The 13,920-nt window shown below is 62.7% G+C and carries 15 protein-coding genes; all 15 read left to right on the top strand.

What is annotated here, in order from left to right:
• Nucleotides 1-21: 21 nt before the first annotated feature.
• The 15 genes from EJB06_RS15030 to hisC all read left to right on the top strand — a co-directional run bounded on the left by EJB06_RS15030 (nt 22) and on the right by hisC (nt 13,914).
• On the top strand, nt 22-1,485 hold the full coding sequence (locus EJB06_RS15030) for a glutamate synthase subunit beta (protein ID WP_126074847.1): 1,464 nt from the start codon (nt 22-24) through the stop codon (nt 1,483-1,485).
• Nucleotides 1,486-2,535: 1,050 nt separating this feature from the next.
• The gene (locus tag EJB06_RS15025) at nt 2,536-3,339 is read left to right on the top strand and encodes an ABC transporter ATP-binding protein (RefSeq protein ID WP_126074846.1); all 804 of its coding nucleotides are present in this window, start codon (nt 2,536-2,538) and stop codon (nt 3,337-3,339) included.
• Nucleotides 3,336-4,115, top strand: a complete 780-nt coding sequence (gene mlaE / locus EJB06_RS15020) for a lipid asymmetry maintenance ABC transporter permease subunit MlaE (RefSeq protein ID WP_126074845.1) — start codon at nt 3,336-3,338, stop codon at nt 4,113-4,115. The genes EJB06_RS15025 and mlaE overlap by 4 nt, the downstream gene beginning before the upstream one ends.
• A gap of 52 nt (nt 4,116-4,167) precedes the next feature.
• Entirely contained in the window at nt 4,168-4,632 is a 465-nt protein-coding gene (gene mlaD, locus EJB06_RS15015) for an outer membrane lipid asymmetry maintenance protein MlaD (RefSeq protein ID WP_126074844.1), read from the top strand.
• Between the two features lie 5 nt (nt 4,633-4,637).
• On the top strand, nt 4,638-5,504 hold the full coding sequence (locus tag EJB06_RS15010) for an MlaA family lipoprotein (RefSeq protein ID WP_126074843.1): 867 nt from the start codon (nt 4,638-4,640) through the stop codon (nt 5,502-5,504).
• 71 nt (nt 5,505-5,575) lie between these two features.
• Nucleotides 5,576-6,214, top strand: a complete 639-nt coding sequence (locus EJB06_RS15005) for an MlaC/ttg2D family ABC transporter substrate-binding protein (protein ID WP_126074842.1) — start codon at nt 5,576-5,578, stop codon at nt 6,212-6,214.
• Nucleotides 6,215-6,227: 13 nt separating this feature from the next.
• Entirely contained in the window at nt 6,228-6,524 is a 297-nt protein-coding gene (locus tag EJB06_RS15000) for an STAS domain-containing protein (RefSeq protein ID WP_229427095.1), read from the top strand.
• Nucleotides 6,525-6,673: 149 nt separating this feature from the next.
• Nucleotides 6,674-7,603: an ABC transporter ATP-binding protein gene (locus tag EJB06_RS14995; RefSeq protein ID WP_126074840.1), complete on the top strand. Its 930-nt coding sequence runs from the start codon at nt 6,674-6,676 to the stop codon at nt 7,601-7,603.
• Nucleotides 7,600-8,364 (top strand): ABC transporter permease, encoded by a 765-nt coding sequence (locus EJB06_RS14990; protein ID WP_126074839.1) that lies wholly within the window; start codon nt 7,600-7,602, stop codon nt 8,362-8,364. Before EJB06_RS14995 ends, EJB06_RS14990 begins: the two co-directional genes overlap by 4 nt.
• Before the next feature lie 15 nt (nt 8,365-8,379).
• Complete coding sequence (locus EJB06_RS14985) at nt 8,380-8,616, top strand: BolA family protein (RefSeq protein WP_126074838.1); 237 nt, start codon at nt 8,380-8,382, stop codon at nt 8,614-8,616.
• Nucleotides 8,617-8,629: 13 nt separating this feature from the next.
• Nucleotides 8,630-9,880 (top strand): UDP-N-acetylglucosamine 1-carboxyvinyltransferase, encoded by a 1,251-nt coding sequence (gene murA, locus EJB06_RS14980; protein ID WP_126074837.1) that lies wholly within the window; start codon nt 8,630-8,632, stop codon nt 9,878-9,880.
• An 11-nt stretch (nt 9,881-9,891) separates the two neighbouring features.
• Complete coding sequence (gene hisG / locus EJB06_RS14975) at nt 9,892-10,569, top strand: ATP phosphoribosyltransferase (protein WP_126074836.1); 678 nt, start codon at nt 9,892-9,894, stop codon at nt 10,567-10,569.
• Nucleotides 10,570-10,595: 26 nt separating this feature from the next.
• Nucleotides 10,596-11,918, top strand: coding sequence for a histidinol dehydrogenase (gene hisD / locus EJB06_RS14970; RefSeq protein ID WP_126074835.1), 1,323 nt, complete (start codon nt 10,596-10,598; stop codon nt 11,916-11,918).
• Nucleotides 11,915-12,730 (top strand): DNA-methyltransferase, encoded by an 816-nt coding sequence (locus EJB06_RS14965; protein WP_126074834.1) that lies wholly within the window; start codon nt 11,915-11,917, stop codon nt 12,728-12,730. Before hisD ends, EJB06_RS14965 begins: the two co-directional genes overlap by 4 nt.
• A gap of 89 nt (nt 12,731-12,819) precedes the next feature.
• Nucleotides 12,820-13,914 carry a histidinol-phosphate transaminase gene (gene hisC, locus EJB06_RS14960; protein ID WP_126074833.1) on the top strand — a complete coding sequence of 365 codons (1,095 nt, stop codon included), beginning with the start codon at nt 12,820-12,822 and terminating at the stop codon, nt 13,912-13,914.
• Nucleotides 13,915-13,920 lie beyond the last annotated feature (6 nt).

The following is a 13,920-nucleotide window of genomic DNA, read 5'->3' as shown; positions in this document are numbered from 1 at the left end:
TAGAACACAAGGAAAAACATCGTGGGTAAAATCACCGGCTTCATGGAATTCAAGCGTCAGGACGAGGGCTATCTCGAGCCTGCGGCACGGGTCAAGAACTACAGGGAATTCGTTCTGCACCTGAGCGACCCGCAAGCGAAGGTGCAGGCGGCGCGCTGCATGGATTGCGGCATCCCTTTCTGCAATAGCGGCTGTCCCGTCAACAACATCATCCCCGACTGGAACGACCTGGTCTTTCACGGCAATTACCGCGCCGCGCTGGAAAACCTGCACTCGACCAATAACTTCCCCGAATTCACCGGCCGCGTCTGTCCCGCGCCCTGCGAGTCGGCCTGTACCCTGGGCATCATCAACGACCCGGTCGGCATCAAATCGATCGAGCACAAGATCATCGATACCGGCTGGGAACACGGCTGGGTAGTGCCGCAGCCGCCGGAAAAAGTGACCGGAAAAAAAGTCGCGATCATCGGCTCCGGCCCGGCCGGCCTGGCGGCGGCGCAGCAACTGGCGCGCGTCGGCCACGCTGTCACCGTGTTCGAAAAGAGCGACCGCGTCGGCGGCCTGCTGCGCTACGGCATTCCCGATTTCAAGATGGAAAAGTCCCACATCGATTTGCGCGTCAAGCAGATGGAAGCCGAAGGCGTGACCTTCCGCACCAGCGTGCTGGTCGGCAAAGACTTCCCCGCCTCGGTCAATAACTGGGCCAAGGAAACGATTTTCCCGGAAGACCTGGAAAAAGACTTCGACGCCATCGTCATGGCGGGCGGCGCCGAGCAGCCGCGCGACTTGCCGGTGCCGGGGCGCGAGCTCAAGGGCGTGCACTTCGCCATGGATTTCCTGCCGCTGCAAAACAAGGTCAATGCCGGCGACAAGCTCAAGGACCAGATCAAGGCCAGCGGCAAGAACGTGGTCGTGATCGGTGGCGGCGATACCGGTTCCGACTGCGTCGGCACCTCGAACCGTCATGGCGCGCTGTCGGTGGCCCAGTTCGAACTGATGCCGCAGCCGCCCGAGCAGGAAAACAAGCCGCTGGTGTGGCCGTACTGGCCGACCAAGCTGCGCACCTCCTCCTCGCACGAAGAAGGCTGCGAGCGTGACTGGGCGGTCGCCACCAAGCGTTTCGAAGGCAAGGGCGGCAAGGTCGAGAAGCTGGTCGCCTGCCGCGTCGAGTGGAAAGACGGCAAGATGATCGAAGTGCCGGATTCCGAATTCGAGATGAAGGCCGACCTGGTGCTGCTGGCCATGGGGTTTGTGTCGCCGGTACAACAGGTGCTCGATGCCTTCGGCGTGGAAAAAGATGCGCGCGGCAACGCCAAGGCCACAACCGAGGGCGACGGCTGCTACGCGACGTCGGTGCCGAAAGTGTTCGTGGCGGGCGACATGCGGCGCGGCCAGTCGCTGGTGGTGTGGGCGATCCGCGAAGGCCGCCAGTGCGCGCGCGCCGTCGACGAGTTCCTGATGGGCGAATCGGTCCTGCCGCGCTAACGAACAGCCCGTGTCCACTTCGGTGCCAGGTCTGACTTTCAGACACAAGCTCAGCTTTAAAGCTAAACATGTCCACTTCGGTGCCAGGTCTGACTTTCAGACACAAGCTCAGCTTTAAAGCTAAACATGTCCACTTCGGTGCCAGGTCTGACTTTCAGACACAAGCTCAGCTTTAAAGCTAAACATGTCCACTTCGGTGCCAGGTCTGACTTTCAGACACAAGCTCAGCTTTAAAGCTAAACATGTCCACTTCGGTGCCAGGTCTGACTTTCAGACACAAGCTCAGCTTTAAAGCTAAAAATGTCCACTTCGGTGCCAGGTCTGACTTTCAGACACAAGCTCAGCTTTAAAGCTAAACATGGTTTTTCGAAGCTGAGCCCGTGTCCGATTGTCAGACCTGACACCGGGGTGGACACAAGCTCAGCTTTTAAAGTAAACATGTCCACTTCGGTGCCAGGTCTGACTTTCGGACACAAGCTCAGCTTTAAAGCTAAAAATGTCCACTTCGGTGCCAGGTCTGACTTTCAGACACAAGCTCAGCTTTAAAGCTAAACATGGTTTTTCGAAGCTGAGCCCGTGTCCGATTGTCAGACCTGACACCGGGGTGGACACAAGCTCAGCTTTTAAAGCGAACATGTCCACTTCGGTGCCAGGTCTGACTTTCGGACACAAGCTCGGCTTTAACCCAAAAAATGATTTTCTGAGGCTGAGCCCGTGTCCGATTGTCAGACCTGGCACCGGGGTGGACATTTCCATCTGGAGGTGCAGTGAAAGTGTCTCTTTTTTGACGGATTTCACCGTCCTTGTATGCATGAAGTAATGTAAAGTTACATAAACGCATTGTTGGATAAGAGAAATAAGTTCACTTCCGAACCAATTTTCTTTGGGCTTCTATCCCAACAAAAACAAGCACTTAGCCGCGAAAATATCTGACCCGCCGTTCAGTAGTGTTGTATTCTGGCCTCGCGTACCCACCGTGGATCGGGGGCCCCTCAGCAGAGATTGCCCTTTCTGCACTACAATACGCCATTCCCAAATACGAACAGCGCCGTGTCTAATCTTGTCGAAATCCGCGATCTACATTTTTCTTACGGCGACCGTTCGATCTTGTCGAACCTCCGGATGGACTTCCCACGCGGTAAGGTCGTGGCCGTCATGGGCGGCTCCGGCTGCGGCAAGACCACGGTGCTGCGCCTGATCGGCGGCCAGATCCGTCCGCAGAAAGGGGCTGTCACCGTGGCCGGCGAAACCGTCCACGAACTCGACACCGATAACCTGTACCGCCTGCGCCGCAAGATGGGCATGCTGTTCCAGTTCGGCGCCCTGTTTACCGACCTGACCGTGTTCGAAAACGTCGCCTTCCCGCTGCGCGAACACACCGACCTGCCCGACGAACTGATCCGCGACCTGGTGCTCCTCAAGCTCAACGCGGTTGGCCTGCGCAATGCCGCCCGCCTGAAACCGGCCGAAATCTCCGGCGGCATGGCGCGCCGCGTGGCCGTGGCCCGCGCCGTCGCGCTCGATCCGGAACTGATCATGTACGACGAACCCTTCGCCGGCCTCGACCCGATTTCGATGGGCGTTACCGCCAACCTGATCCGCAGGCTCAACGATGCACTCGGCTCCACCTCGATCCTGGTGTCGCACGATGTGCACGAGTGCTTTGCGATCGCTGATTATGTGTACTTTATGTCCGCTGGGAAGATTGTTGCCCAGGGTACGCCGGCCGACATGCGCGTGTCCGAAGACCCTTACGTCAAGCAGTTCGTCAACGCCGCACCCGACGGCCCCGTGCCTTTCCATTACCCCGGCAAGTCGCTGGCCGAGGACCTGGGCCTGGGAGAGCGCAAGTGATCGCTAACTTCCTCGGCGCCATCGGCCAGTCCGTGCGCGAAAATATCGCCAGCGTCGGCTTCGCCACGCGCTCCTTCTTCACCCTGCTGGGCGTGACCGGCGGCGCACTGCGCCGTCCCGGCCTGATCGCCGAACAGATTCATTTCATCGGCAATTACTCGCTGGTGATCATCATCGTCTCCGGCCTGTTCGTCGGCATGGTGCTCGGCTTGCAGGGTTATATCACCCTGACCCCCTACGGCGCCGAACAGAAACTCGGCCAGGTGGTCGCGCTGGCGCTGGTGCGCGAACTCGGGCCGGTCGTGACCGCGCTGCTGTTCGCCGGCCGCGCCGGTACCTCGCTCACCGCCCAGATCGGCTTGATGAAAGCCGGCGAGCAACTTTCGGCCATGGAAATGATGGCGATTAACCCGGTGCAGCGCGTGCTGGCGCCGCGTTTCTGGGCCGGCGTCATTGCGATGCCGATCCTCGGCACCATCTTCAGCGCGGTCGGGGTGGTCGGCGGCTACCTGGTCGGCGTGCAGCTGATCGGGGTCGACGAAGGCGCCTTCTGGTCGCAGATGCAGGCCAATGTGGATGTGCAGCACGATGTGGTCAACGGCATCATCAAGAGCTTTGTGTTCGGCATCGCCGTTACCTTTACCGCGCTGTTCCAGGGCTACCAGGCCCAGCCGACGCCGGAAGACGTGTCGCGCGCCACCACCCGTACCGTCGTAATCGCGTCGCTGACCGTCTGGGGTCTGGACTTCGTGATGACCGCGATGATGTTCAACTAAATACATGAATCTGGCGGCGCACAAGGCCGCATAACAAGAGTGAGGAAATCACATGCAACGTAAATCCATCGACGTCTGGGTCGGCCTGTTTGTTCTGCTGGGTCTGGCAGCGCTGCTGTTCCTGGCCCTCAAGGCCGGGAATATGAGCACTTTGTCCTTCGGCAAGACCTACCTGGTGACGGGCAAGTTCGACAATATCGGCGGGCTCAAGCCGCAGGCGCCGGTGAAAAGCGCCGGTGTGGTGGTCGGGCGCGTCGGCGATATCAAGTTTGATGACAAAACTTATCAGGCACTGGTAACCTTGGAACTGGAGACGGGCTATCACTTTCCAAAAGATAGCTCTCTCAAAATCCTCACCGCCGGCTTGCTGGGTGAACAGTACATCGGAATCCAGGCGGGTGGCGACACCAACAATCTGGTCAATGGCGACCGGATCAACAGTACTCAATCTGCCGCCGTGCTGGAAGACCTGATCAATCAGTTCATCTACAGCAAGGCCGCTGACGGAAAGGAATAAGAGCAATGACCTTCGCTACGCCGAACCGCGCCTCCACCTGGCGCGCCAGCGCCGCCGCCCTGGCGGCCATCGCCACCCTCAGCGGCTGCGCCACCAACAATCCGCGCGATCCGCTCGAACCGTTCAACCGCACCATGTTCAAGGTGAACGACACGATCGACCAGGTCGCGCTGAAACCGGCCGCCACCGCCTACAAGAAGGTGTTGCCGAGCTTCGTGCAGACCGGCGTGAACAATTTCTTCGGCAACCTGTCCGATGTCTGGACCGGCGCTAACAACTTGATGCAAGGCAAGGGCGAGCAAGGCATGTCCGACTGGACCCGGGTTGCCCTCAACTCGACCTTCGGCATCGGCGGCCTGTTCGACATCGCTTCCGAAGCGGGCCTGAAAAAGCACAATGAAGACTTCGGCCAGACCCTCGGCTACTGGGGCGTGCCGAGCGGCCCCTACCTGATGCTGCCGCTGCTGGGCCCGTCGACCGTGCGCGATACCGGCGGCCTGCCGGTCGACATGGCCGCCAACGGCTGGTCTTACGTCGATCCCTCGTCGACCCGCAACATCGGGACCGCGATCCGCGTGATCGATGTGCGCGCCAACCTGCTCGATGCCTCGAACCTGATGGAAGAAGCCGCGCTCGACCGTTATGAATTCATCCGCGACGGCTACCTGCAGCGCCGCCAGAGCCAGGTGTTCGACGGCGAAAGTTCGCGCAAGGCGCTGAAGGAAGCCAACGAAGGCCCGGCCGACGCCAGGAGCATCCGCGCCGCCTACGCCGACGACGCGCCGGCTACCGATGCCGCCCCGGCCGCCCCGACCGCCCCGGCCCCGACGCCTGCCGCACCGGCTGTGTCATCCGAAACGCCCTCGAAGTAGTTAACCGTTAAACTGGGCTGTCACAGCACAGTCCAGTACCGGTCAACACGCCACCTTTTCGAAAAGAGCTTATGAAACTGATCAAACAACTTATCGCCCTCGCGACCGTCGCCATCGCCACCAGCGCCACCGCTGCCGCCCCTGCCGAAGCGCCGGACGCGCTGGTCAAGCGCATCAGCGCCGACGTCATCGACACCGCCAAGACCGACAAGGATATCCAGGCCGGCAACCAGAAAAAGGTCATGGACCTGGTTGAAAGCAAGATCTTGCCGCACGTCGACTTCATGCGCATGACCCAGCTGGCCGCCGGCCGTTTCTGGCGCGATGCCACCCCGGAACAGCAAAAGCAGCTCTCGAACGAGTTCCGCACCCTGCTGATCTTCACCTACTCGGGCGCGCTGTCGCAGATCAAGAATGAGACCGTGGAGTTCAAGCCGCTGCGCGCCGCGCCGGAAGACAAGGAAGTCGAAGTCCGTTCGCAGGTGAACGTGGCGCGCGGCGAGCCGGTCACCCTGAACTACCGCCTGGCGCAAACCCCGGCCGGCTGGAAGATTTTCGACATCAACGTGCTGGGCGCGTGGCTGGTGGAAACCTATAAAGGCACTTTCGCGTCGGAAATCAACAAGTCCGGCATCGATGGCCTGATCAAGACCCTGGCCGAGCGCAACAAGAAGCTGGCAAGCAAGCCGCTGGCCAAGCCACTCAAATAAGATGGTTCAAGCCGTGCCTCAAACCAACAAGCTCGAGAACATCGATACCCTGACCGTGCACAACGCCAAGGCGGCGCTGGTCCAGGGTTACGATGCCATCAAGGCGGGCCAGACCGTGTTCGATTTCGGCTCCGTCAAGGTGGCCGATTCGTCCGCCGTCGCGGTCCTGCTGGCCTGGCAGCGCGCCGCGCGCACGGCCGGCGTGGTGCTGTCCTATGTCAATCTTCCGGACAGCCTGAAAAGCCTGGCCGCGCTGTACGGCGTCGATGCCTTCCTGGTGGACACTCCCGCCAACCTGCACCACCATTGATCCTGCCTCGGAGAGGCGTGTCCGCCTCTCCACTCCCTCTGCCTGTAACCCCAGGCAACTCTGTTTCTCCCGATTTCCCCTATAATTGACGGCTCACCCCGCAATGTCTGTGCATGCTGTATAGACATTTGCTCACCCAAAAAAGACGCATGACAGCGATTCAAATTACCAACGTCGAGAAAAGCTACAAGGCCCTGAAAGCCTTGGGTGGCGTCTCCCTGACGATTGAAGAAGGCGAGTTCTTCGGCCTGCTCGGCCCGAACGGCGCCGGCAAGACCACCCTGATCTCCACCATCGCCGGCCTGATCCGCCCTGACGCGGGCTCGGTCGCCATCCACGGCCACGATGTCGTCGGCGATTTCCGCGAAGCGCGCAAGAAGCTCGGCGTGGTGCCGCAGGAGCTGGTGTTCGATCCCTTCTTCACGGTGCGCGAAACCTTGCGCCTGCAATCGGGCTACTTCGGCCTGAAAAACAACGACAGGTGGATCGACGAGGTCATGGGCAACCTGGACCTGACCAACAAGGCCGACGTCAACATGCGCGCGCTCTCGGGCGGCATGAAGCGGCGCGTGCTGGTGGCCCAGGCCCTGGTCCACAAGCCGCCCGTGATCGTGCTCGACGAGCCGACCGCCGGCGTCGACGTGGAACTGCGCCAGACGCTGTGGAAGTTCATCTCGCGCCTGAACCGCGAAGGCCACACGGTGGTCCTGACCACCCACTACCTCGAAGAAGCGCAGGCCATGTGCCAGCGCGTGGCCATGCTCAAGGGCGGCAAGGTGGTCGCGCTCGACACCATGTCGGCCCTGATCCGCCGCATCTCCGGTTCGCAGCTGATCGTGCACCTGGCCAGCGGCAGCCTGCCCGAGGACCTGCGCCACCTGGTCTCGCACGACGAACGCGATAGCGGCAACGGCGGCGGCAGCGGCATGAAATACAGCCTGCGCGTGAACGAGTACGGCGAAGTCGAACAGATCCTGGCGCGCCTGCGCGAGAGCGGCGCCGTCATCGACGAAATGCAGCTGCAGCAGGCCGACCTGGAAGATATCTTCCTGCAGATTATGGACAAGGGCGCACTATGAATATGTTCTCGGTGGGCTTCCAGACCCTGCTTTACAAGGAAATGCTGCGCTTCTGGAAGGTGGCCACCCAGACCGTGGCCGCGCCGGTGCTCACGGCCATGCTGTACCTGCTGATCTTCGGCCACGTGCTCGAAGGGCACGTCAACGTGCGCGGCGTGAACTACACCGCCTTCCTGATTCCCGGCCTGGTGATGATGAGCGTGTTGCAGAATTCCTTCGCCAACTCCTCGTCCTCGCTGATCCAGTCCAAGATCACCGGCAACCTGGTGTTCATCCTGCTGCCGCCGCTGTCGCACTGGGAGATCCTGTCGGCCTACGTGCTCGCTTCCGTGGTGCGCGGCCTGACGGTCGGCTTCGGCGTCTTCATCGCCACCGTGTGGTTCGCCAAGCTGTCGTTCGCGGCGCCGCTGTGGATCCTGGCTTTCGCCGTGCTGGGCGCCGCCATCCTCGGCACCATGGGGGTGATTGCCGGCATCTGGGCCGAAAAATTCGACCAGCTGGCCGCGTTCCAGAATTTCCTGATCATGCCTGCCACTTTCCTGTCCGGCGTGTTCTACTCGATCCACTCGCTGCCGCCGTTCTGGCTCACCGTGTCGCACTTCAATCCGTTTTTCTACATGATCGACGGCTTCCGCCACGGCTTCTTCGGCCAGTCCGATGTGTCGCCGTGGACCAGCCTGGCGATCGTGTCGGCCTTCTTCGCGGTACTCGCGGGTATCGCCATCAACCTGCTCAAGCGCGGCTACAACCTGCGCCACTAATCAGAGGAACCTATCGTGGCTACCACACCAGAACTCATCCACGGCTACATCAGCGCCGGTCTCGAATGCACCCACCTCGAAGTGGAGGGCGACGGCCAGCACTTCTCCGCCGTCATCGTCTCGCCGGCGTTTGCCGGCAAGCGCCCGATCCAGCGCCACCAGATCGTCTACGCGGCGCTGGGCGACCGCATGCGCGAAGAAATCCACGCGCTGTCGATGAAAACGCTCACCCCAGAAGAATACCAAGGATAAAAGGATAATCAGCATGGACAAGCTCCAAGTGGTCGGAGGCAAACGCCTCGAAGGGGACATCGTCATCTCGGGCGCCAAGAACGCGGCCCTGCCGATCCTGTGCGCCGGTCTGCTCACCTCGGGCGACCTCGAACTGTCGAACGTGCCGCGCCTGCACGACGTCAAGACCATCCTCAAGCTGCTGGCCCAGACCGGCCTGACGGTGACGCAGGACGACGAGAAGGTCACCCTCAACGGCAGCGCCATCACCACGCTGGAAGCGCCGTATGAACTGGTCAAGACCATGCGCGCCTCGATCCTGGTGCTCGGTCCCCTGCTGGCGCGCTTCGGCGAAGCGAAGGTCTCGCTGCCGGGCGGCTGCGCCATCGGCTCGCGTCCGGTCGACCAGCACATCAAGGGCCTGCAGGCGCTCGGCGCCGACATCACCATCGAAGGCGGCTACATCTACGCCAAGTGCAAGAAGCTCAAGGGCGCGCGCATCCGCACCGACATGATCACCGTCACCGGCACCGAGAACCTGCTGATGGCGGCCACCCTGGCCGAAGGCGAAACCATCCTGGAGAACGCCGCGCGCGAGCCGGAAGTGACCGACCTGGCCAACCTGCTGGTGGCCATGGGCGCGAAGATCGAGGGCATCGGCACCGACCGCCTGGTGATCCAGGGCGTGGCCGAACTGCACGGCGCCAGGCACGCGGTGATTTCCGACCGCATCGAAGCGGCCACTTTTCTCTGCGCGGTGGCGGCCACCGGCGGCGACATCCTGCTCAGGAACACCCGCACCGACTACTTCGACGTGGCGCTCGACAAGCTGCGCGAGATCGGCGTGGTGATGACCATGGGACCGGAGTCGATCCGCGCGCAGATGGGCGGGCGTCCGAAGCCGGTGTCGTTCCGCACCACCGAATATCCGGGTTTTCCGACCGATATGCAGGCCCAGTTCATGGCGGTCGACACCATCGCCTCGGGCAGCAGCCGCATTACGGAGACGATTTTCGAAAACCGCTTCATGCACGTGCAGGAGATGAACCGCCTGGGCGCGTCGATCCAGACCGAGGGCAACACCGCCCACGTCAAGGGCGTCGACAGGCTGGTGGGCGCGCCCGTGATGGCGACCGACCTGCGCGCCTCGGCCTCGCTGGTGATCGCCGCCATGGCCGCGCAGGGCACCACCATCATCGACCGCATCTATCACCTCGACCGCGGCTACGACCGCATGGAAGTGAAGCTGTCGGCGGTGGGCGCCGATATCGTCCGCATCAAGTAAAGACTACATCGATGAGTACATTCAGCAAGCCGGCCAATTCCCTGATCCTGGCGCTGTCGAAAGGCCGCATCTTCGACGACACCCTGCCCCTGTTGGAAGCGGCCGGCATCACCGTCACCGAAAACCCGGAGACCTCGCGCAAGCTGATTTTGGCGACCAACGATCCGCACGTGCGCGTCATCATCGTGCGCGCCTCCGACGTGCCGACCTACGTGCAGTACGGCGCGGCCGATTTCGGCGTGGCCGGCAAGGACGTGCTGCTCGAGCATGGCGGCGAAGGCCTGTACCAGCCGATCGACCTGAACATCGCCAAATGCCGCATGTCGGTGGCCGTCAACGCCGGCTTCGACTACGACAAGGCGGTGCGCCAGGGCGCGCGCCTGCGCGTGGCCACCAAGTTCGTCCAGACCGCGCGCGAGCACTTCGCCGCCAAGGGCGTGCACGTCGACCTGATCAAGCTGTACGGCTCGATGGAGCTGGCGCCCCTGGTCGGCCTGTCGGATGCGATCGTCGACGTGGTCTCCACCGGCAGCACCCTGCGCGCCAACAACCTGGTCGAAGTCGAAGAGATCATGGACATCTCCTCGCGCCTGGTGGTGAACCAGGCCGCGCTCAAACTCAAGCGCGAGCGCCTGCAACCGATCCTGGACGCCTTCGAACGCGCGTCGCGACTAGACAACCAAGCTTAACAACCAAGCTGAACAACGACACTATCATGACCATCCAGATCCGCCACCTCGATTCGGCCCAGCCGGACTTCAAGCAACGCCTCGATACCCTGCTGGCCTTCGAAGCGTCCACCGATGAAGCGATTGAACAATCGGTGGCGGCGATCCTGCATGACGTCAGACAGCGGGGCGACGCCGCGGTCCTCGACTACACCAACAGGTTCGATCGCATTCCCGGCGGCGCCGCCAGCATGGCCGCCTTCGACGTGCCGCAAGCCGAATTGCAGGCGGCGCTCGCTGCGCTGCCGGCGGCCCAGCGCGCGGCGCTGGAAACGGCCGCCGCACGGATCCGCGTCTTCCACGAACGCCAGAAGGAAGAACTGCGCGGCTTCACCTACATCGAGCCCGATGGCACGCTGCTGGGCCAGAGAATCACGCCGCTCGACCGGGTCGGCATCTACGTCCCGGGCGGCAAGGCGGCCTACCCGTCGTCGGTGCTGATGAACGCGCTGCCGGCCAAGGTGGCCGGGGTGGCTGAGATCATCATGGTGGTGCCGACCCCGGACGGGGTGAAGAACCAGATGGTGCTGGCCGCCGCCGCGATTGCCGGCGTGACGCGCGTGATCACCATCGGCGGCGCCCAGGCTGTCGGCGCGCTGGCCTACGGCACCGCCAGCATCGCCCCGGTCGACAAGATCGTCGGCCCCGGCAACGCCTACGTGGCCGCCGCCAAGCGCCGCGTGTTCGGCACCGTCGGCATCGACATGATCGCCGGCCCGTCCGAAATCCTGGTGCTGTGCGACGGCAGCACCGACCCGGACTGGGTCGCGATGGACCTGTTCTCCCAGGCCGAGCACGACGAACTGGCGCAGGCCATCATGCTGTGTCCGGACGCCGCTTACATCGCCAGGGTCGAAGCGAGCATCCACAAGCTGCTGCCGAGCATGCCGCGCGCGGACACCATCCGCACCTCCATGAGCGAGCGCGGCGCCCTGGTCAAGGTGCGCGACATGCAGGAAGCGTGCGACATCGCCAACGCCATCGCCGCCGAGCACCTGGAAATTTCGGCCGAGGACCCGCAGCAGTGGGCCGACAAGATCCGCCACGCCGGCGCCATGTTCCTCGGGCGCTTTTCGTCCGAATCGCTGGGCGACTACTGCTGCGGCCCGAACCACGTGCTGCCGACCTCGCGCACCGCGCGTTTTTCGTCGCCGCTGGGCGTGTACGATTTCCAGAAGCGCTCGTCCGTCATTTTCGTGAGCGAAGCCGGCGCCCAGACGCTGGGCAAGGTCGCGGCGGAACTGGCCTACGGCGAAGGCTTGCAGGCGCACGCCCGCAGCGCCGAGCTCCGATTGCGACCGGCGGCATGAGCGACTGGCTCAATCGGGTATTTTGCGAGGATGCGCTGGCCGGACTGGCGCGCATTCCGGACGGCGCCATCGACCTGATTCTGACCGACCCGCCGTATAACCTCGGCAAGGACTACGGCAACGACTCCGACCAGCAAAGCGTGGCCGACTACCTGGCCTGGACCGAGCAATGGATTGCGAAGGCGCTGCCCAAGCTCAAGCCCAACGGCAGCCTGTACATCTTCCTGACGTGGCGCTTTTCGCCCGAGATTTTCGTCATGCTCAAGCAGCGCATGACGATGATGAACGAGATTATCTGGGACCGCCGGGTGCCGTCGATGGGCGGCAGCGTGCGCAGTTTCAGTTCGGTGCACGACACGATCGGGTTCTTCGTCAACCGCAAGGATTACTACTTCGACCTGGACGCGGTGCGCATTCCCTACGACGCGGCCACCAAGAAGGCCCGTTCGCGCTCGATTTTCGTCGGCGCCAAGTGGCTGGAAGTGGGCTACAACCCCAAGGATCTGTGGAGCGTCTCGCGCCTGCACAAGGAACACCCGGAGCGCGCCGACCACCCGACCCAGAAACCGCTGGAGATCATCGAGCGCATGGTCAAGGCTTCCTGCCCGCCGGACGGCGTGGTGATGGACCTGTTCATGGGCAGCGGCACCACGGCCATGGCGGCCAAGCGCTGCGGACGCAATTTTGTCGGCTTCGAGCTCAATGCCGCCTACTGCGACATCATCGCCGCGCGCCTGGCCGCGCCGCCGGAGCAGGAGATGGTCAAGAAGCGCAAGCCGGCCAAGAAGACTGCGCAGGCTCAAAATGCATAGTACTGTCATTCCCACCACCGCCACCACCGCCACCAGCGCCGTCATTCCCGCCTGCGCGGGAACGACGGTAAATTAAGGAGCAAAGCAGCATGAGTTTCATCGACACGCTGATCGCCAACACGATCCGTCCCGAGGTCCAGGCCGACCATGCCTACGTCGTCGCCGACGCCGACGGCTACATCAAGCTCGATGCGATGGAAAACCCGTATTCGCTGCCTGCCCACCTGCGCGAAGAACTGGGCCAGCGCCTGGCCGCCGCTGTCCTGAACCGCTACCCGCTGCCCAGCAACGCCACGCTCAAGCACAAGATCTGCACCCGCCTCGGCGTCCCGGGCGGCTACGACGTCATCCTCGGCAACGGTTCCGATGAACTGATCTCGATCATGGCCACCGCCGTTGCGGGCGGCGCGCGCCGCCCGGTGATCCTGGCGCCCACGCCCGGCTTCGTGATGTTTTCGCGCTCGGCCATGCTGGCCGGCGCCGATTTCGTCGGCGTGCCGCTGCGCGCCGACATGACGCTCGACAAATCCGCCATGCTCGCCAGGATCGCCGAGCACAAGCCGGCGCTGGTGTTCCTGGCCTACCCCAACAACCCGACCGGCAACCTGTTCGACCCGGATGAGATGGTCGAGATCATCCGCGCCGCCGGCGACACCGGCATCGTCGTCGTCGACGAAGCCTACGGCCCGTTCGCGCGCACCTCCTTCATGCAGCGCCTGCCCGAGTTCGAAAACATGGTGGTCATGCGCACCGTCTCGAAACTGGGCCTGGCCGGCATCCGCCTCGGCTACATGAGCGCCGCGCCCAAGCTGCTGGCGCAGTTCGAGAAGGTACGCCCGCCCTACAACATCAACGTGCTGACCCAGACCGCCGCCGAATTCGCACTCGATCACATCGAGGTGTTGAACGACCAGGCCACCCTGCTGATCGGCGCACGCGAGCAGCTGGCGGCCGACCTGGGCGCGCTGCCCGGGGTGACCGTGTTTCCCTCGGCCGCCAACTTCCTGCTGGTGCGCCTGCCGGACGCCGACGCCGCCGTCGCACGCCTCGATGCGCAAAAGGTGTTGATCAAAAATGTGAGTAAAATGAACGGATTGGGCGGATGCATCCGCGTGACCGTGAGCACACCTGAAGAAAATGCTGTTTTCCTGGATGCCATCAAGGCATCGCTGACTTCGCACTAACCGAGC

Origin of the sequence: Massilia atriviolacea (assembly GCF_003953935.1) — a bacterium.
GTDB classification, from domain to species: Bacteria; Pseudomonadota; Gammaproteobacteria; order Burkholderiales; family Burkholderiaceae_D; genus Telluria_A; species Telluria_A atriviolacea.
The sequence above is the reverse complement of the archived record's forward strand: the minus strand, read 5'-3'. Positions and strand labels throughout refer to the sequence as shown.

What these genes read in the sequence shown, in the direction of transcription:
- EJB06_RS15010 (WP_126074843.1), top strand. Translation starts at nt 4,638, where the DNA reads ATGACCTTCGCTACGCCGAACCGCGCCTCCACCTGGCGCGCCAGCGCC.
- hisC (WP_126074833.1), top strand. Translation starts at nt 12,820, where the DNA reads ATGAGTTTCATCGACACGCTGATCGCCAACACGATCCGTCCCGAGGTC.
- EJB06_RS14995 (WP_126074840.1), top strand. Translation starts at nt 6,674, where the DNA reads ATGACAGCGATTCAAATTACCAACGTCGAGAAAAGCTACAAGGCCCTG.
- hisG (WP_126074836.1), top strand. Translation starts at nt 9,892, where the DNA reads ATGAGTACATTCAGCAAGCCGGCCAATTCCCTGATCCTGGCGCTGTCG.
- mlaD (WP_126074844.1), top strand. Translation starts at nt 4,168, where the DNA reads ATGCAACGTAAATCCATCGACGTCTGGGTCGGCCTGTTTGTTCTGCTG.
- EJB06_RS15005 (WP_126074842.1), top strand. Translation starts at nt 5,576, where the DNA reads ATGAAACTGATCAAACAACTTATCGCCCTCGCGACCGTCGCCATCGCC.
- murA (WP_126074837.1), top strand. Translation starts at nt 8,630, where the DNA reads ATGGACAAGCTCCAAGTGGTCGGAGGCAAACGCCTCGAAGGGGACATC.
- hisD (WP_126074835.1), top strand. Translation starts at nt 10,596, where the DNA reads ATGACCATCCAGATCCGCCACCTCGATTCGGCCCAGCCGGACTTCAAG.
- EJB06_RS14990 (WP_126074839.1), top strand. Translation starts at nt 7,600, where the DNA reads ATGAATATGTTCTCGGTGGGCTTCCAGACCCTGCTTTACAAGGAAATG.
- EJB06_RS14965 (WP_126074834.1), top strand. Translation starts at nt 11,915, where the DNA reads ATGAGCGACTGGCTCAATCGGGTATTTTGCGAGGATGCGCTGGCCGGA.